Source organism: Aeromicrobium senzhongii, from assembly GCF_014334735.1.
Taxonomy (GTDB): Bacteria; Actinomycetota; Actinomycetes; order Propionibacteriales; family Nocardioidaceae; genus Aeromicrobium; species Aeromicrobium senzhongii.
In genome coordinates, this window is sequence record NZ_CP060587.1 from 544482 (window position 1) to 560820 (window position 16339).

15 protein-coding genes are annotated in these 16339 nt (G+C 70.7%); 8 read left to right on the forward strand and 7 right to left on the reverse strand.

Features of this window, described 5'->3' with window-relative positions; all coding sequences use genetic code 11:
* Positions 1–3: 3 nt before the first annotated feature.
* On the reverse strand, positions 4–465 hold the full coding sequence (locus H9L21_RS02760) for an NUDIX hydrolase (protein WP_154595784.1): 462 nt from the start codon (positions 463–465) through the stop codon (positions 4–6).
* Positions 465–1253, reverse strand: coding sequence for a tRNA pseudouridine(38-40) synthase TruA (gene truA, locus H9L21_RS02765; protein WP_222865832.1), 789 nt, complete (start codon positions 1251–1253; stop codon positions 465–467). The genes H9L21_RS02760 and truA overlap by 1 nt, the downstream gene beginning before the upstream one ends.
* 64 nt (positions 1254–1317) lie before the next feature.
* On the opposite strand from truA, the gene H9L21_RS02770 reads away from it, so the two are divergent.
* The gene (locus H9L21_RS02770; RefSeq protein WP_154595783.1) at positions 1318–2535 is read left to right on the forward strand and encodes a purple acid phosphatase family protein; all 1218 of its coding nucleotides are present in this window, start codon (positions 1318–1320) and stop codon (positions 2533–2535) included.
* 6 nt (positions 2536–2541) lie between these two features.
* Here H9L21_RS02770 and H9L21_RS02775 read toward each other — a convergent pair whose 3' ends face one another.
* Positions 2542–3504: a winged helix-turn-helix transcriptional regulator gene (locus tag H9L21_RS02775; protein WP_222865833.1), complete on the reverse strand. Its 963-nt coding sequence runs from the start codon at positions 3502–3504 to the stop codon at positions 2542–2544.
* Positions 3505–3625: 121 nt separating this feature from the next.
* On the opposite strand from H9L21_RS02775, the gene H9L21_RS02780 reads away from it, so the two are divergent.
* The 4 genes from H9L21_RS02780 (at position 3626) to H9L21_RS02795 (ending at position 8743) form a co-directional block, all read left to right on the forward strand.
* Entirely contained in the window at positions 3626–4810 is a 1185-nt protein-coding gene (locus H9L21_RS02780) for a thiolase family protein (RefSeq protein ID WP_154595782.1), read from the forward strand.
* Complete coding sequence (locus H9L21_RS02785) at positions 4807–5874, forward strand: NAD(P)H-dependent amine dehydrogenase family protein (RefSeq protein WP_154595781.1); 1068 nt, start codon at positions 4807–4809, stop codon at positions 5872–5874. The genes H9L21_RS02780 and H9L21_RS02785 overlap by 4 nt, the downstream gene beginning before the upstream one ends.
* A gap of 97 nt (positions 5875–5971) precedes the next feature.
* Positions 5972–7192 carry an acetyl-CoA acetyltransferase gene (locus H9L21_RS02790; RefSeq protein WP_154595780.1) on the forward strand — a complete coding sequence of 407 codons (1221 nt, stop codon included), beginning with the start codon at positions 5972–5974 and terminating at the stop codon, positions 7190–7192.
* A 33-nt stretch (positions 7193–7225) separates the two neighbouring features.
* Positions 7226–8743: a carotenoid oxygenase family protein gene (locus H9L21_RS02795; RefSeq protein ID WP_154595779.1), complete on the forward strand. Its 1518-nt coding sequence runs from the start codon at positions 7226–7228 to the stop codon at positions 8741–8743.
* Between the two features lie 168 nt (positions 8744–8911).
* On the opposite strand, the gene H9L21_RS02800 is transcribed toward H9L21_RS02795, so the two are convergent.
* Both H9L21_RS02800 and H9L21_RS02805 read right to left on the reverse strand, forming a co-directional pair.
* Positions 8912–9859: an NAD(P)H-dependent flavin oxidoreductase gene (locus H9L21_RS02800; protein ID WP_154595778.1), complete on the reverse strand. Its 948-nt coding sequence runs from the start codon at positions 9857–9859 to the stop codon at positions 8912–8914.
* A 5-nt stretch (positions 9860–9864) separates the two neighbouring features.
* Positions 9865–10686 (reverse strand): enoyl-CoA hydratase-related protein, encoded by an 822-nt coding sequence (locus H9L21_RS02805; RefSeq protein ID WP_154595777.1) that lies wholly within the window; start codon positions 10684–10686, stop codon positions 9865–9867.
* 132 nt (positions 10687–10818) lie between these two features.
* Here H9L21_RS02805 and H9L21_RS02810 point away from each other — a divergent pair, with 132 nt between their 5' ends.
* Genes H9L21_RS02810 through H9L21_RS02820 form a run of 3 tightly spaced genes read left to right on the forward strand, consistent with a single transcriptional unit; the run spans position 10819 to position 14020 of the window.
* Positions 10819–12516, forward strand: a complete 1698-nt coding sequence (locus tag H9L21_RS02810) for a class I adenylate-forming enzyme family protein (protein ID WP_154595776.1) — start codon at positions 10819–10821, stop codon at positions 12514–12516.
* Positions 12516–13238, forward strand: coding sequence for a VOC family protein (locus tag H9L21_RS02815; RefSeq protein WP_154595775.1), 723 nt, complete (start codon positions 12516–12518; stop codon positions 13236–13238). The genes H9L21_RS02810 and H9L21_RS02815 overlap by 1 nt, the downstream gene beginning before the upstream one ends.
* The gene (locus H9L21_RS02820; protein ID WP_154595774.1) at positions 13235–14020 is read left to right on the forward strand and encodes an enoyl-CoA hydratase/isomerase family protein; all 786 of its coding nucleotides are present in this window, start codon (positions 13235–13237) and stop codon (positions 14018–14020) included. Before H9L21_RS02815 ends, H9L21_RS02820 begins: the two co-directional genes overlap by 4 nt.
* Positions 14021–14058: 38 nt before the next feature.
* Here H9L21_RS02820 and H9L21_RS02825 read toward each other — a convergent pair whose 3' ends face one another.
* Positions 14059–15069: a S66 family peptidase gene (locus tag H9L21_RS02825; RefSeq protein WP_154595773.1), complete on the reverse strand. Its 1011-nt coding sequence runs from the start codon at positions 15067–15069 to the stop codon at positions 14059–14061.
* A 39-nt stretch (positions 15070–15108) separates the two neighbouring features.
* Positions 15109–16029, reverse strand: coding sequence for a winged helix-turn-helix transcriptional regulator (locus H9L21_RS02830; protein WP_154595772.1), 921 nt, complete (start codon positions 16027–16029; stop codon positions 15109–15111).
* Positions 16030–16339: the final 310 nt, after the last annotated feature.

The window sequence follows — 16339 nt, forward strand, 5'->3', positions numbered from 1 at the left end:
ACGTCAGTCTGGCACGACGGGCAGACGTTCGAGGAACGTCGTTTGCGCCGCGACGATGACCTCGGCGGCCTCGTCGAGGCCGAACCACTCGACCCGGTCGAGCTCGGGGAAGGCCTGGGTCGTGCCCGAGCCGGGCGGCCACTCGAGGTCGAACGTGCCGGGCACGACGGACGCGGGGTCGAGATCGGCCTCGACGGCCCACACCCGGACGTCCTTCTTGGACTGGCGCACGGTGCCCAGATCGACCCACGGACCCTCGGGAACGGGCACGCCGAGCTCCTCGAGGAACTCACGAGCGGCGGCGTCGCGGGCGTCCTCACCGGCCTCGAGCACGCCCTTGGGGATGGACCAGGCCTGCTCGTGGCGCCGGGCCCAGAAGGGTCCGCCCAGATGCCCCAGCAGCACCTGGCGGCGGCCGTCGCGCACCCGGTGCAGGAGGATCCCCGCGCTGAGCAGGCGGGCCATCACTCGTCCCGGCGTCGCCGCGCCTGCTCGACCCGCGCGGCCAGCTGGTCGTCGGCGGGATAGACGACCTCCTCCAGCACCAGGCCGTGCGCGGGCATGACCTTGACCCGGGGGTCGCGGACCTCGCCGGCCAGGATCTCGGCGGCGAACTCCGGCGGGAAGCGGCGCTCGCCGACGGCCACGAGGCAGCCCATCAGCGAGCGGACCATCGAGTGGCAGAACGCGTCGGCGCGCACCGTGGTGGCGATGGTCTCGCCGCCGCGCATGGTGCGCAGGGTCAGCAGGTTGCGGATCGTCGTGGCGCCCTCGCGCTGCTTGCAGAACGAGGCGAAGTCGTGCTCGCCGAGCAGGTGCTGGGCCGCCTCGTTCATGAGCTCGACGTCCAGCGGCTTCGGCATCGCGGCGACCATGCGGCGCTGCAGCGGGTCGGGGCCGGCCGGGTGGTCGGTCATCCGGTAGACGTAGCGCCGCTCGATCGCCGCGAAGCGGGCGTCGAAGTGCTCGGGCGCCTCGGTCACGCGCACGATCCGGATGTCGCCGGGAACGATGCGGCGCAGACGCCGCTCCAGCACGCCCGGGTGGGTGTCGACGTCGACGTGGGCGACCTGGCCGCGGGCGTGGACGCCCGCGTCGGTCCGGCCCGCGCAGGTCAGGCGCGGAGGCTCGGGCAGGCGCAGCACGGTGGCGAGGGCGGACTCGATCTCGCCCTGGACCGTTCGCAGTCCCGGCTGGGTCGCCCAGCCCCTGAACTCGGTTCCGTCATAGGCCAGATCGATCCGCATGCGCACGACTCCACGGTACTGGGCCGCTTTCCCCGGTGACGCCGCGCCGTATTCGGCTTAGCGTGGAGGTATGCGCACCATGATCGGGCTGGTCGCGGCGGTACTGGCGATCTCCGTGCTGTCGCCGCCGGCTCCAGCCGGCGCCGCGAGCTCCGGCGTGAGCCGCATCCTGCTGACGCCGACCTCCGACCCGGCGAGGTCGCAGTACGTGTCGTGGAGCCGTCGGTCGGCGACCTCGGGCCAGCGGGTCGTGGCCGTCGCCCCCGACGGCACGACGCTGTCCGTGCCCGCGCGACGCAAGCTCGGCACGACCACCCGCACGGCCGGCAGCCGTCAGTACCGGTACTACGTCCGGCTGAGCGGGCTCGCGCCGTCGACGCGCTACCGCTACCGGATCGTGGGCTCCGGGTTCAGATCGGCGTGGCGCACCTTCACGACGGCCGGAGGTGCGAACCAGTCGTTCCGGCTCCTGCAATTCGGCGACACCCAGATCGACAACGACGGTGTCCCGGAGCGGATCATCGACCGAGCCACCCAGCGCTACCCCGAGGCCGGGCTGCTGTTGCAGGCCGGCGACGTGGTGAACAAGCCGTGGGTGGGCCGAGAGTGGAGTGAGCTGGCCCGTGCGCTGACGCCGTCGGGGCAGCGGAGCAACTGGATCTCGTCGATCGGCAACCACGAGCAGTGCAAGCTCAAGTCCTCCTGCCGCTCGGGGGAGGGGCGTGGCTTCCGCTCCTACTTCCAGTTCCCCTCGAACGGTTACCCCGAGCAGCGGCGGACGTGGTTCTTCGTCGACCGAGGGCCCGCCCGGATCATCGTCCTGGACAGCTTCGGCAAGGACCTCAAACGCCAGTCGGCCTTCCTGGCGGACGCGTTGCGGACGAACCCGCGGGCGTGGTCGATCGTCCTCATGCACTCCGGTCCCTTCGCCTCGGTCGGCGACCGCAAGAACTCCGAGATGCGCCGCTGGTTCCTGCCGGCGATGGAGCGGTACGACGCGGACCTCGTCCTGTCGGGTCACGATCACTCCTACGCCCGTGGCCGCAAGGCGGGCGTCACCTACCTGACCTCCGTCAGCGGCCCGAAGTACTACGGCTCCTCCGCGAAGGACTGGAAGCGCGCCGGTGCGACCCGGGTGAAGGCGGCGTACCGGACGTCGACCTACCAGGTGGTGACGGTGACGCCGTCGAAGCTCTCGGTGCGCGCGGTCGTCGGCCACCGGGGCAAGGGCGCCAAGCCCTCGGCGAAGGTCGGCTCGACCCTGGATGCGTTCACCCTGACCCGCTGAGTGTCCTCAGCTGGTCGAATCGAGCGCGCTCAGGTCGATGCTCGTGCCGCGCAAGGGCTCGCCGCACTGGTCGCAGGTCAACTCGCCGGCGAAACGGGCTCCGCAGGCGCGGTGCGTCTGGATCAGCGCAGGTCCCTCGTCGCTGCCGAACCACCGCTCGGACCAGCCGATCGTCATGGCGATGACGGGGAAGAACGCCAGGCCCTTGGCCGTCAGCCGGTACTCGGACCGCTCGGCGGCCGACTCGCCGGTGACCTGTTCGATGATGCCGTGCTCGCGCAGCGTGCTGAGCCGGCCCGAGAGCAGCGACGGCGGCAGGCCGAGCGCGGCCTCGAACTCGCTGAAGCGCCGCACGCCCAGCAGGGCTGCGCCCATCAGGGCCCAGGACCAGCGGTTGCCGAAGATGGCCATGGTGTCGGGATAGAACGTGTGCCCGACGGCGGCTCCGCGGGTGGAGGAGCGGCGTCGCGTGGCGACCTCGGGCACCGAGCTGCGCCACCCGCCGGTGGGTCCCCATGCCGTGTCGAGGTCCTGGACGGCGACGGGCCGGTGGCACTCGCGGCAGGTCAGGACGGGGGTCGTCTCCTGTCCGCAGGTGATGTGGCGCATCGGCGGGGTCTCGTAGGAGTGCTCGTGCACCCAGGTGCGCTCCCAGCCCCAGATCGCGGTCAGGATCGGCCACGTGGCGCGGCCGGAGTCGGTCAGGACGTACTCGGCGCGCGGCGGGCGCTGCTGGTACTCGTGCCGGGCCATCAGGCCCGAGCGGACGAGGGTGTCCAGGCGGCCGCTGAGGACGGCGTGCGAGATGGGCATCCGGGTCGAGAACTCGGTGTAGCGGCGGCAGCCCAACAGGGCGAACCGCAGCAGGAACAGGGTCCACTCGTCCCCGAGGACGCCGAAGCCACGGGAGAGTGCGTTGGGTGTGCTCGGTCCGGCGGGCTCGTCGGAGGAGTAGCCGCGAATGCTCACTCGGGCATCCTAGGCGCCTCGACGTCCCGGGGCGCGAGATGATTCTTGTAGTCACTCTGTTTAATGCAGTAACCTGCCGTCATGCCCGCACGGTGCGGCGCGTTCAGGACAGGTGGGATCGATGACCGAGGCCTTCGTCTACGAGGCGGTGAGGACGCCGCGCGGTCGCGTGCGGCGCGACGGCGGAACGCTCGCCGGCGTGCCCGCCCACGAGCTGCTCGCCCAGCTGCTGCGCGAGCTCGAGCGACGCGACCTGCCGCTCGACGCCGTCGAGGACGTCGTCATCGGCGTCAGCACGGCCCACGGCGAACAGGCCGCCGACCTGGGTCGCGTCGCAGTCATGGCCGCCGGGTGGCCGGACGCGATCCCCGCCGGCGTCGTGTCGCGGATGTGCTGCTCGGGCCTGGACGCGATCGCCACGGCCTCGGCCCAGGTGCGGTCCGGGATGCTCGACGTGGTGGTGGCCGGTGGCGCCGAGTCGATGTCGCGTGTGCCGATGATGAGCGACAAGCCGGCGTTCGCCTTCGAGCCCGGCATCGGTGGGACGACCGGCTTCGTGACGATCGGCGTGTCGGCGGACCTGACCGCCGCCAAGCACGGCTTCTCCCGCGAGGAGCTGGACGCCTGGGCCGTCCGCTCGCACCGGCGCTCCGCCGCCGCCACGTGGGACTCCGTCGTGCCCGTGACCCAGGGCGGCGAGACCGTCCTGGCGCAGGACGAGGGCGCCCGCGCCGACACGACCCCCGAGTCCCTCGCGGGCCTCGCCCCGCTGTTCGGCGACGACCCGCTCTGGTCGCGCGTCGAGGAGCGGTTCCCCGGCTTCGAGCGACCGGCGCAGGGACTGCACACCGTCGGCACCGCCCCGCAGCTGTGCGACGGCGCCTCGGCCTCCGTCATCGGTTCGGCCGCCGCCGAGCACGTCCTCGGCCGTGCCCCGCGCGGCCGCATCGCGGGCTGGGCGCACACCGCCGTCCGCTCGCCCGGCCTGGACGGCACCGTCGCCGCGGCCCGGCTGGCGCTGGAGCGGGCCGGCATCGACATCTCCGACGTCGCCGTCGCGGAGTTCAACGAGTCCTTCTCGGTCACGCCGCTGCTGCTGACCCGTGAGCTGCGCCTCGACCCCGAGCGCGTCAACATCCAAGGTGGCGCCGTCTCCGTGGGCCACCCGCTGGCCGCCAGCGGCGGCATCCTGCTGGCGAACGCCCTGGACCTGCTGGAGCGTCGCGGCGGGGGATACGCCCTGCTCGTCATCCCCGCGGCCCTCGGCGTCTCGATGGCCGTCGTCGTCGAAGGACTGGCGTCATGACCTACCGCGTCGTCCAGTGGGCGACCGGTGCCATGGGGACGGCGATCCTGCGGACGATGCTGGACCACCCGGGTGTCGAGGTGGTCGGGACGTACGTCTACGGCGCCGCCAAGGCCGGCCGTGACGTCGGCGACCTCGCCCGCCGGGACGCGACCGGCGTGCTGGCGACCTCGGACATCGACGAGATCCTCGCCCTCGACGCCGACGTGGTCGTCCATGCCGGCCGCATCGGCCCGTACGGCGCCCACGACGACGAGATCGTCGCCCTGCTCGAGTCGGGCAAGAACGTGCTCAGCATCAACGGCTACACCGATCCGTTCGTCCACCCGGGCCCGCGGCTGGACCGGCTCCGGGCCGCGGCCGAGCGTGGCGGCGTCACCCTCATGGGGGTCGGGCTCAATCCCGGGTTCATCGGTGAGCAGGTCGCCGTCCTCGCCACGGGCGTGTGCGCCTCGGTCGACCACATCGAGGTCGTCGAGATGGCCGACGCCCGCCTGGTGCAGGACCCCGAGTACCTGTTCGGCGCCCTCGGCTTCGGTGCGGCGCTGGACGAGCACGACCCGAACGATCCCTCCTGGGGCCCGGTCGGCGCGCTGAACGGCATGTACGAGGAGGTCCTCGGAGCGATGGCGCACCACCTCGGCCTGACGATCGACGAGGTCATCAGCGACCACGTGTGCCATCCGGCCGGGTCCGACCTCACGGTCGCCGCCGGCGTGATCCCGCAGGGGACCGTCGGGCACACGAACTGGCGCTGGCACGCGATGGTCGACGGCACCCCCCGGCTGACGATGTCGATCCACTGGTTCGTCGAGACCGCGCACCTGCCCGAGCCCGAGCCGCCGCTGTGGCGGGTCAACATCACGGGGCACCCCGGCGTGAAGATCGCGATGGAGCTCGAGAAGCACCCCGCCGACCGCAGCCGCATGGGCGCCGAGCAGTACGCCGTGGCGGGGCAGGTCATCAACGCCGTGCCGCACGTGGTCGCCGCTGAGCCGGGTCTGATGATCCGGCCCGTCGCGACGCCGGCGCGGGCCGACTACGCGACGTTCCGGCCGCGCTGAAGCCCGCTGAAAGAGCTGTTTTCTCAACCCTTCCGTAGCAACTCTGATAAGTGTAGTGTGATCAACGACGCGTGAGTGCGCGTCAGAGAGGTGGATCATGACCAAGTCGCCGAACGTCTGGGTGCTCGGTGGGTACCAGACCGATTTCGCTCGCAACTTCCATCGCGAGGGCAAGGACTTCGCCGATCTCGCGACCGAGGTCGTCGACGGCACGCTGGCCGCCTCCGGGCTCGACGCCGAGGAGATCGGCGTCGTCCACGTCGGCAATGCCTTCGGCCAGCTCTTCGCCGGTCAGGGGCAGCTCGGCGCGTTGCCCGCGACCGTCAACCCCGGCCTGTGGGGCACCCCCTCCTCCCGCCACGAGGCCGCCTGCGCCTCGGGCAGCATCGCGGTCCTGGCGGCGATGGCCGACCTGCGCGCCGGCAACTACGACACCGCGCTCGTCGTCGGCATCGAGCTGGAGAAGACCGTCAGCGGAGACCAGGCGGCCCACCACCTCGGTGCCGCGGCCTGGGCCGGGCACGAGGGCGAGGACGCCACGTTCATGTGGCCCTACATGTTCAGCCAGGTCGCCGAGGAGTACGACCGCCGCTACGGCATCGACCAGGCGCACCTGAGCCGGATCGCCGAGATCAACTTCGCCAACGCGAAGCTCAACCCCAACGCGCAGACCCGCGGCTGGGACGTGCCCGACCTCGGTCCGGCCGGCGACCCCGCCCTCAACCCGCCGGTCGACGGCCGCGTCCGCCGCTTCGACTGCAGCCAGATCACCGACGGCGGCTCCGGCATCGTGCTGGTGTCCGACGAGTTCCTGGTCCGCCACCCCGACCTGCGCCCCATGGCGCGCATCGCGGGCTGGGGCCACCAGACCGTCGGCCTGGGCCTGCAGCAGAAGCTGGACCACTCGGCGGACCAGCCCTACGTCATGCCGCACCTGCGCCGTGCCGTCCTCGACGCGTTCGACCGTGCGCAGATCGGGCTCGACGACCTCGACGCGCTCGAGACGCACGACTGCTTCACGCCCAGCGAGTACATCGCGATCGACCACATCGGCCTCACCGAGCCCGGCGAGTCGTGGAAGGCGATCGAGAACGGCGACATCGAGATCGGCGGTCGCCTGCCCATCAACCCCAGCGGCGGCCTGATCGGCGGCGGACACCCCGTCGGTGCCTCCGGCATCCGGATGGTGCTGGACGCGACCAAGCAGGTCACCGGTACCGCCGGCGGCTACCAGGTCGACGGCGCCGACACCGTGGGCACGCTCAACTTCGGCGGCAGCACCGCCACCACCGTCAGCTTCGTCGTGACGGCCAACTGACCTTCTGACTTCATACGTACGAGAGGAACCTCCATGGATCTGGAACTGGTGGGCAAGCTGCTGTCGACGCTGCCCGAGGACGACGACCACCCCTACCGCACCGGCCCCTGGCGCCCGCAGACCAACGAGTGGGTCGCCGACGACCTGGAAGTCGTCGAGGGTCAGGTCCCCGCCGACCTCGACGGCGTCTACCTGCGCAACACCGAGAACCCGATGCACCCGTCGTTGAAGAACTACCACCCGTTCGACGGTGACGGCATGATCCACGTCGTCGGCTTCCGCGACGGAAAGGCGTTCTACCGCAACCGGATGATCCGCACCGACGGCTACCTCGCCGAGCAGGAGGCCGGGCAGTCGCTGTGGGCCGGCCTGGCCGAGCGACCCCAGATCGCGTTGCGTGAGGACGGCTGGGGCGCCCGTCGGCAGATGAAGGATGCGTCCAGCACCGACGTGGTCGTGCACCGGGGCGTGGCGCTGAGCACGTTCTACCAGTGCGGCGACATGTACCGGATCGACCCGTTCTCGGCCCAGACGCTGGGCAAGGAGAGCTGGAACGGACACTTCCCGTTCGACTGGGGCGTCTCGGCGCACCCGAAGGTCGACGACCGGACCGGCGAGATGATGTTCTTCAACTACAGCAAGGAGGCGCCGTACATGAAGTACGGCGTCGTTGACGACAAGAACGACCTCGTCCACTACGTCGACATCCCGCTGCCGGGCCCGCGTCTGCCGCACGACATGGCGTTCACGGAGAACTACGCGATCCTCAACGACATGCCGCTGTTCTGGGACCCGGAGGCGCTCAAGCAGAACGCCCACGTGGCCCGCTGGCACCGCGACATGCCGGCCCGGTTCGCGGTCATCCCGCGCCGTGGTCAGACCAAGGACATCATGTGGTTCGAGGCCGAGTCGACCTACGTCCTGCACTTCACCAACGCCTACGAGGAGGGTGACGAGGTCGTGCTGGAGGGCTACTTCCAGACCGACCCCGAGCCGTCCGACAACGGCACCGGCACGAAGTGGGAGCGGGCGTTCCGCTTCCTGGCGCAGGACCGGATGGAGACCCGCCTGCACCGGTGGCGCTTCAACCTCAAGACCGGCCTGACGAAGGAGGAGCGCCTCACCGACACGGTGTCCGAGTTCGGCATGATCAACGGCTCGTACGGTGGCGTGAAGCACCGCTACTCCTACTCGGCCACGAACAAGCCGGGCTGGTTCCTGTTCAACGGTCTGGTCAAGCACGACTCGTGGACCGGCGCGGAGGAGACGTTCTCCTTCGGTGACGGCGTCTACGGCAGTGAGACCGCGATGGCGCCGCGCGTGGGCTCGACGTCCGAGGACGACGGCTACCTGGTCACCTTGATCTCGGACATGAACGCCGATGCGTCCTACGCCGTGGTGTTCGACGCCGCGCGGCTCTCGGACGGGCCCGTCTGCAAGCTCAAGCTGCCCGAGCGCATCTCCAGCGGGACGCACTCGACGTGGTGTGCCGGCGAGGAGCTGCGCCGCTGGCAGACGGAGGACTCCGCGGCGACCGCCGTCGGCCTCTGAGACGATTGAAGAGCGAAGCCCGCCATTCCTGCGAGAGGATGGCGGGCTTCGTCTTTCCCCGGGACCGGCCCCGGACCTCCCCGCAGCCCGAGATCTGCTCCCCTTCCGACCTTTCGTCCGGGTTGAAAGGTGGATTCAGGAGCAAATCTCGGGACGGGGGGAGGGGGGTCAGCGCGGCTGCAGCGTTCGCGCGGCGAAGCGCTCGCCGGCCGCGCGGTACTCGGTCTCCAGGCGGTCGACGACGGTGGCGACGGGCTCGACGGCGCGGATGGTCTGCAGGCCCTGGCCGGCGGCCCACAGATCCTTCCAGCGTGCTCCTGCGCCGGCGGTCGAGTCGTAGTCGCGCTCGGCCGGACCGACCATGGCGTCCGGGTCGTAGCCGTTGGCCACCAGGCTCGGCCGCAGCCACGACGCGGGGGTGCCGGTGACGCCCGAGCTGACGATCAGGTCGTCCGGGCCGTGGTCGACGACCATCTGCTTGTACTCGTCCTGGGCCATGCTCTCCTCGGTGACGAGGAACCGCGTGCCCATGTAGACCAGGTCGGCGCCCGCGGCGATCGCACCGGCGATGCCGGCTCCGTCGGTCACGCCGCCGCCGACGGTGACGATGCCGTCGAACATCTCGCGCACCGCGGAGATGAACGCGAAGGGCGACAGGTGGCCGGTGTGGCCGCCGGCGCCGGCCGAGACGCAGGCCAGCCCGTCGACGCCCGCGTCGATCGCCTTGCGCGCGAGCTTGAGGTTCACGACGTCGGCGATGACGGTGCCGCCGTAGGACTTCACGACCTCCATGACCGGCAGCGGGGAGCCCAGCGCCGTGATCACGATGTCGGGCTGGTGCTCGGCCACGAGGGCGAGGTCCTCGGGCAGGCGTGCGTTGCTGCGGTGGGTCACGAGGTTCAGCGCCCAGGGAGCGGCGTCCGGCGAGCCGGCGAGGCGGTCGCGGATCGTGCCCATCCAGGTGTCGAGCTCCTCGGCGGTCCGGCAGTTCGGGCTGGGGAAGGAGCCCACGACGCCGGCCTCGCAGGCCGCGACGACGAGGTCGGGGCCGGAGATCAGGAACATGGGCGCCGCCACGACGGGCAGCCGGAGGCGGTCGAGCAGGGTGTCGGTCATCGAGGTCACTTCTCTTGCGGGTGGGGGATCTGGTCCCGGGACAGTGGGGGGAATCGTGGGGGACGGCGTTCAAGGAGGCTGGCGAGTCCCTCGCGGAAGTCGGCCGAGCCCAGGACGTCGTCGAGGGTCGCGTCCGCCGACTCGGTGGCGTCGCGGACCCGATCGAGCCACGGCGCCACGAGATGTGCCTTGATGGTGGCCAACGATGACGGCGCGCACGTGGCCGCGAGCTCCGCAGCGAGGTCCAGGGCGCGCTCGAGGGGGGCGTCGCTGATCTCATTGACGACACCGAGCCGGTGCGCCTCGACGCCGTCGAAGGTCCGCGCGGTCAGCAGCAGGTCGGCCGCGACGGACTCGCCGGCCGCGCGGGCCAGCAGGGGCCCCATGCCGTGCATGGGCGGCAGTGCGCGGCGCGCGAAGGCGGTGGTGAAGCGGGTGTCCGGTGCCGTGATTCGCAGGTCGCACATCAGTGCCTGCGCGAGACCCACGCCGGCGCACATGCCCGAGATCGCGGCGATGACCGGTTTGGGCACCGTGAGCGTGAACCACTCCGGCTGTTCGATGGTGGCCATCTCGGGGTTGGTGGTCGCGGTGTCGCTGTAGACCTGCAGGGCCTGGGTGTCGGCGCCGGGGCAGAAGGTGCCGCCGGCTCCCGTGACCACGATGGCTCGCACGTCCGGATCGGCCGTGAGCTCCTCGAGTGCGCCGAAGTAGGCCCGCTGGAGGGGCACGGTCCAGGCATTGCGCCGGTGCGGCCGGTTCAAGGTGATGGTGCCGGTCCCGGGTCGGTCGCGCGTCAGCACGATCACGTCCTGCTCTTCACTCATCGCCCCTCCTCGATTCGTGTGGCTGTTCTTATCTGACCTTACATGGAATATGGGGCGGTAAGTCCAGTCATAGGTCGAAAAAGGTCACTTCCTATCTAGTAGTTTTCCCGAATCTCAACTAGAATTCCGGCCATGGAACTGTTCGATGAGCACCAGCGCCGGGAGTTCGAGGCGCAGGGGTGGTGGACCGGTCGGACCTGGTCCGCCCTGGTGGCGCGGGCCGTGACGGCCACTCCCGACGCCGTGGCCGTGGCTGACCCGATCAACCGAGCAGCCGTCATGTCGGGGGAGCCCCGGACCCTCACCTGGACGCAGCTCGATGCCGAGGTCCGCCGGATCGCCGCCGCGCTGTACGGACTGGGTGTGCGCCGTGGGGACGTGGTCGGGGTCCAGCTGCCCAACGTCGTCGAGCTGCCGCTGACGCTCCTCGCGGTGGCGCGGCTCGGGGCGATCACGTGTCCCTTCCCGATCCAGTACCGCAGCCACGAGCTGGTCCGCATGTGCGAGCTGGCCGGGGTCGAGGTCTTCGTCTCGACGACCTCGGCGCTCGGCCGCGACCTGGCCGCCGACGTGGCGGAATTCCGCGCCGACGTCCCCGGGCTGCGGGCCGTCGCCGCCTACGGGCAGCCGGAGCAGGACGCGCGTCTCGCGTCGCTGACCCGGGCCGACGACGACGTGCGCGCCGAGGCCGACGCCTACGCGTCCGGCCTGGAGTTGGGCTCGGGCGACGCCGTGACCATCGTCTGGACGTCCGGCACCGAGGGCTTCCCCAAGGGCGTGCCCCGTGCGTACGGCGACTGGGAGGTCCTGGGGACCGCGTGCGTGCAGTCGCCGCGGCTGGTCGCCGACGACGTGCTGCTGAACCCGTTCCCCATGGTCAACGGCGGTGGGCTCGCCGGGATGTTCGTGCCGTGGCTGCTCACCGGGTGCACCCTCGTGCAGCACCACCCCTTCGACCTCGACCTGTTCTGCGAGCAGATCGAGCTCCACCGCGTCACGTACACGTGCGCTCCGCCGCCCGTGCTCAACGCCGTCGTCTCGGGCGCCGGCCCCGACCGTGACCTGTCGTCCCTGCGGGTGGTCTCGTCCGGATCGGCCCCGTTGGCCGGCTGGATGATCGACGCCTGGGAGAACGGACGCGGGGTCGAGGTGCTCAACCTGTTCGGCTCGAACGAGGGCGGGATGCTCTTCGCCGAGCCCGAGACGGTGCCGGACCCGGCCCAGCGCGGACGCCTGTTCCCGCGCTACGGCCGCGAGGGACTGGCCTACCGCACCGACGTGGCCGCGGCGATGTCCGCACGCCTGGTCGACCTGGCAGACGGCTCCGAGATCGACACCCCGGGGCGCCCGGGCGAGCTGCGGCTCAAGGGCCCGGCGATCTTCTCGGGCTACCTCGGCCGGGGCCGTGAGGGCTTCGACGAGGACGGCTGGTTCTGCACCGGCGACGTCTTCGAGATCAGCGCCGAGAACGAGGACCTGCTGGTCCACGTCGATCGCGCCAAGGACCTGATCATCCGCGGTGGCTACAAGATCTCCGCCGCCGAGATCGAGGCCATCGTCACGTCCGACCCGCGGATCTCCGAGGCCGCGGCCGTCGCCGTGCCGGATCCGGACCTGGGTGAGCGACTGTGTCTGTTCGTCGTCCCGTCCGGGGACGAGCCGATCGGCCTCGACGAGGTCGTCTCGATCGTCCGCGCCGCGGACGTCGCGAAGTTCAAATGGCCGGAGCGACTCGAGGTCGTCAGCGCGCTGCCGCGCAATCCGGTGGGCAAGGTGCTCAAGCGTCAGCTGCGTGACCGGCTGAGCGCAACCACGACAGGAGCCAACTGATGGAACCACTGCGTCTTCGACAGGTCGTCCTCATCACGGACGACCTTCCCGCCGCCCGGGACGAGGCGATCGCCGCCTTCGGATTCCCCGGCAGCGTCCGTGACGAGGAGGGGATGGCCGCGCTGGGCTTCGTCCACGAGGTGTTCAGCTTCGCCGACACGTTCGTGGAGATCGTCGCCCCGATCTCGGCGGACTCGCCGCACGGGCGGCTGGTGGCCAAGAACGGCCCGAGCGGCTTCATGATCGCCACGCAGGTCCTCGACCTGGCCCTGGTCGTCGAGCGCGCCGCTGAGCACGGGCTCGAGCCGCTGATGCACCAGGAGTACGACGGCCACATGATCTCGCAGTGGCACCCCAAGCAGCTGGGCACGCTGGCCGAGATCGACCAGGTCGATCCCTTCGAGAGCTGGCACTTCGCCCCGCGGATCTTCGCGCAGTCCGCCACCGACGTGGCGGTCGACATCGTGGGCGCCACCCTGGCAGTCCCGGACCCGGCCGCGGTGGCCTCGACGTGGGGTGCGCTGACCGGCGCGTCCGTCGACGAGGGCCACACCGTCCAGATGGGCCCGGAGTCACTGTCGTTGGTGGCCTCCGGCGACGGCCCGCGCGGGCTGGTCGCGGTCGACGTGCTCGCGGCCGACCCGCACGAGGCCGGCCGGGTCGTCGAGCTGTGCGGCGTCCCCTTCCGTTTCGTCTCCGCCGACACCCAGGAGCAGTCATGACCAGCCCTCACGTCCACTACGAGGTCGCCGACGGCATCGCGACCATCACGATCGACCGCCCGGAGAAGCGCAACGCGCTGAACTACGCGATGTACGACGCGATTCGCGACCACACGGCCGAGGCCGACGCGGACCCCGGCGTGCGGGCGATCATCCTGACGGGCGTGCCGGGACAGTTCTGTGCCGGCACCGACCTGACCGAGCTGCGCGACGTCGAGCCGGGCACGAAGCCCGAGGACCGCGAGGGCCACACCGACGGCCGCCACTGGTACTTCTGGGAGTCGTCGACGCCGGTCATCGTGGCCGTCGATGGTCCGGCGGCCGGCCTCGGCGTCGAGCTGTCGACCCAGGCGGACTTCCGCATCGCGTCCACCCGCGCGAGGTTCTCGTGGATCTTCGTGCAGCGCGGCCTCATCCCCGACACCGGCGCCGGCACGTGGCTGCTGCCGGACCTCGTCGGGCCCCAGCAGGCCAAGCGGCTGGTGTTCTCGGGCGAGTTCATCGACGCCCAGGAGGCGCAGCGGATCGGCTTCGTCATGGACGTCGTCGAGCCGGAGGACCTGCTGGCGGCCGCCCGCGAGCTGGCGGCGAAGATCTCGACGGGCTCGCCGTTCGCGATCTCGCGCGCCAAGTCGCTGCTCAACTGGTCGTCGTCGCGCACCCGGGACGAGCACCTGCGCCATCACATCGAGGCACTGACCCAGTGCCAGCTGTCCGACGACCACAAGGAGGGCGTGGCCGCGTTCCTGGAGCGTCGTCCCGCCGTCTTCACGGGTCGCTGAGCACGGGTCGCTGAGTCACCGACGACCGGTGCTGCTCGTCAGCGGAGCCGTTGCACGATCTCGCGCGTGTCCTCGTCGACCGTCACTGTCGCCAGTGCGCCGTTGACGAGCGGCAGGTGCGGCGGCACGTGTCCGATCTCCAGGTCGAACACGATCGGCAGGTCGAGGCGGCCGAGGGCGTCGATGACCGCGTCACGTTGGGTGAACCCGTCCGAGTCGGGTGCGTTCGTCCGGCCGATGAGGATCGCCTTCGCGTGCTCGAACCATCCGGCGAGGCGCAGGCCGTGGAGGTTCCGGCAGATGGTCGCCGCGACGTCGCCGGCCGCCTCGAGGTAGACGATGAGGCCGTCGGCGGCGTGCTCGCGACCGAACGCCGCCACATCGCCGTACGGGGTGCCGGCCAGGTTGGCCATGGTCTCGACGCACCCGCCGATGAGCCGGCCGGTGACGTCCACGACGTCGGCACCGTGAACCGTCCACCGGCCGTCGCCGACCCGCTTCCAGCGCGTCGCCCTCGCGTCCTCCTCGAACCGCCACCAGTCGGCGACGAGGCCGGAGTCGTGCTGACGATGCGGGCCGGGCCCAGCGGCGAGGTCCCGCCAGCTCATCAGGGCGTCCGGCACGTCGTAGGGCGTGTCGGCGAGGTTGTCGCCGTGGATCGTCGCCCAGCCCAGGCGCGTGGTGAGCGGCAGCAGGAGAGTCGACAGGTCGGAGTACCCCACCAGCCACGTCGGCTCGGCGTCGGCGAGGGCGTTCCAGTCGAGCAGGTCCACGAGATCGATCGCCGTCTCGCCGCCCCAGGGCGGGATCACGCACCGGATGTCCGGGTCGCAGAGCATGGCGGTCAGCTCACGGGCCCGCAGCGCGGCCGGGCCCGACGTGATCGCGGTCCCGTCCATCATGTCGCCCACCACGACGTCATAGCCGGCCTCGCGCAGCCAGTCGACGCTGAAGTCGATGCGGTCGGCGCCCGGCCCCGCCACCCCGGCCGACGGGGAGGTGACACCGATGCGGTCACCGCGCTGCAGCGGAGCGGGGAATCGAACCATGCTCCGCATCGTGCCAGCCCGACCGCGGCCGGCACCAGCTCACAGCTCGGGGATCGGCCCCTCGAACCGGATGTTGGTGCGGTTCAGCACGCCGTTGCACGCGTTGCACGTGAACTGCGGCACGAACTCGTTCTCGCACGGGATGTGCACGAGGTTCAGCCCGGAGCGGCCGTCCTGGGTGAGCCAGCGCTGGGCCCACCCGTTGATCGTCGTGGTGACGTCGAAGAAGTCCAGGGCCTTCGAGGTGAGCCGGTACTCCTGACGCTTGCCGCCGGCGATGTCCTCGCGCGACATCATCCCGGCCTCGACGAACAGGTGCAGGCGCTGCGTGAGCGTCACCGGGGAGATGCCCAGGTTCTCCTGGAAGTCGTTGAACCGGCGCGTGCCGGTGAAGGCGTCCGAGAGCAGGAAGGTCGACCACCGGTCGCCCAGGACGCCGGTGGCGTCGATCGGGGTCGTCATGGTGGGGGAGCGCCGCGAGCGGCGCTGCACGCTGTCGAGCAGGAGACGGTCGTCCACCGTGCCGCGCACGTCACGGGCGCCGACGCCGATGGCCCCGCAGGCGCCACAGCCGAACACCGGCCGGACGTGGTGACCGCAGTCGAGGTGGCGCAACCGGGTCTGGGCGTCGCGGTGGTGGTGTCCCGCCCAGCGTCGGTCCCACACCCACATGGCGACGAGGACCTGCCACAGGTCCAGTCCCGCCTCGGTGAGCACGTACTCACGCCGGGGCGGGTTCGTCTGGTACTCGCGGGCCTCGAGGATGCCCTCGTCGACGAGCGAGTTGAGGCGGCGCGACAGCACCGGATCGGAGATGGACAGGGCGTTGCGCAGGTCCTGGAAACGGCGCTTGCCGTTGAAGACCCACATGACGATCCGCAGCGTCCACATGTCGCCGAGCAGGATCAGGGCGCGGCCGAGCGGGGAGGCACCGTTCTCGTCGGTGGTCGCCTCGGTCATCGCGCCCCCTTTCGACGTCGTAGTTCCTGGTCGGTAGCAACAGTGGGCGCTGACTACTCGATAGTCAAGCGACGCGAGAGCCGCGCGGCGGACCTCCGGTGAGTAACTACGTCAAATGTAGTGATGCTCCGGAACGACTCCTCAGGGGCGCACGGCGCTGTCTCGAGAGCTCGGTCCGGTACTCGCTCGCCGACCCGTGACCGGCGGTTTTGCTGCGCCGTATGGGGTTCCTGAAGCATCAATGACAAAAGACACTTCAAAACACAGAGTTTCTCTTGACCGGGCGTCTTTAGTGCTGTTAGAAAGACGT

Bases quoted from the DNA above. Each gene is read 5' to 3' on its own strand.
- H9L21_RS02815 (WP_154595775.1), top strand. From the start codon at position 12,516: ATGGAACCACTGCGTCTTCGACAGGTCGTCCTCATCACGGACGACCTT.
- H9L21_RS02830 (WP_154595772.1), bottom strand. From the start codon at position 16,029: ATGACCGAGGCGACCACCGACGAGAACGGTGCCTCCCCGCTCGGCCGC.
- H9L21_RS02810 (WP_154595776.1), top strand. From the start codon at position 10,819: ATGGAACTGTTCGATGAGCACCAGCGCCGGGAGTTCGAGGCGCAGGGG.
- H9L21_RS02820 (WP_154595774.1), top strand. From the start codon at position 13,235: ATGACCAGCCCTCACGTCCACTACGAGGTCGCCGACGGCATCGCGACC.
- H9L21_RS02770 (WP_154595783.1), top strand. From the start codon at position 1,318: ATGCGCACCATGATCGGGCTGGTCGCGGCGGTACTGGCGATCTCCGTG.
- H9L21_RS02790 (WP_154595780.1), top strand. From the start codon at position 5,972: ATGACCAAGTCGCCGAACGTCTGGGTGCTCGGTGGGTACCAGACCGAT.
- H9L21_RS02795 (WP_154595779.1), top strand. From the start codon at position 7,226: ATGGATCTGGAACTGGTGGGCAAGCTGCTGTCGACGCTGCCCGAGGAC.
- H9L21_RS02785 (WP_154595781.1), top strand. From the start codon at position 4,807: ATGACCTACCGCGTCGTCCAGTGGGCGACCGGTGCCATGGGGACGGCG.
- H9L21_RS02805 (WP_154595777.1), bottom strand. From the start codon at position 10,686: ATGAGTGAAGAGCAGGACGTGATCGTGCTGACGCGCGACCGACCCGGG.
- H9L21_RS02825 (WP_154595773.1), bottom strand. From the start codon at position 15,069: ATGGTTCGATTCCCCGCTCCGCTGCAGCGCGGTGACCGCATCGGTGTC.
- H9L21_RS02760 (WP_154595784.1), bottom strand. From the start codon at position 465: ATGGCCCGCCTGCTCAGCGCGGGGATCCTCCTGCACCGGGTGCGCGAC.
- H9L21_RS02800 (WP_154595778.1), bottom strand. From the start codon at position 9,859: ATGACCGACACCCTGCTCGACCGCCTCCGGCTGCCCGTCGTGGCGGCG.
- H9L21_RS02780 (WP_154595782.1), top strand. From the start codon at position 3,626: ATGACCGAGGCCTTCGTCTACGAGGCGGTGAGGACGCCGCGCGGTCGC.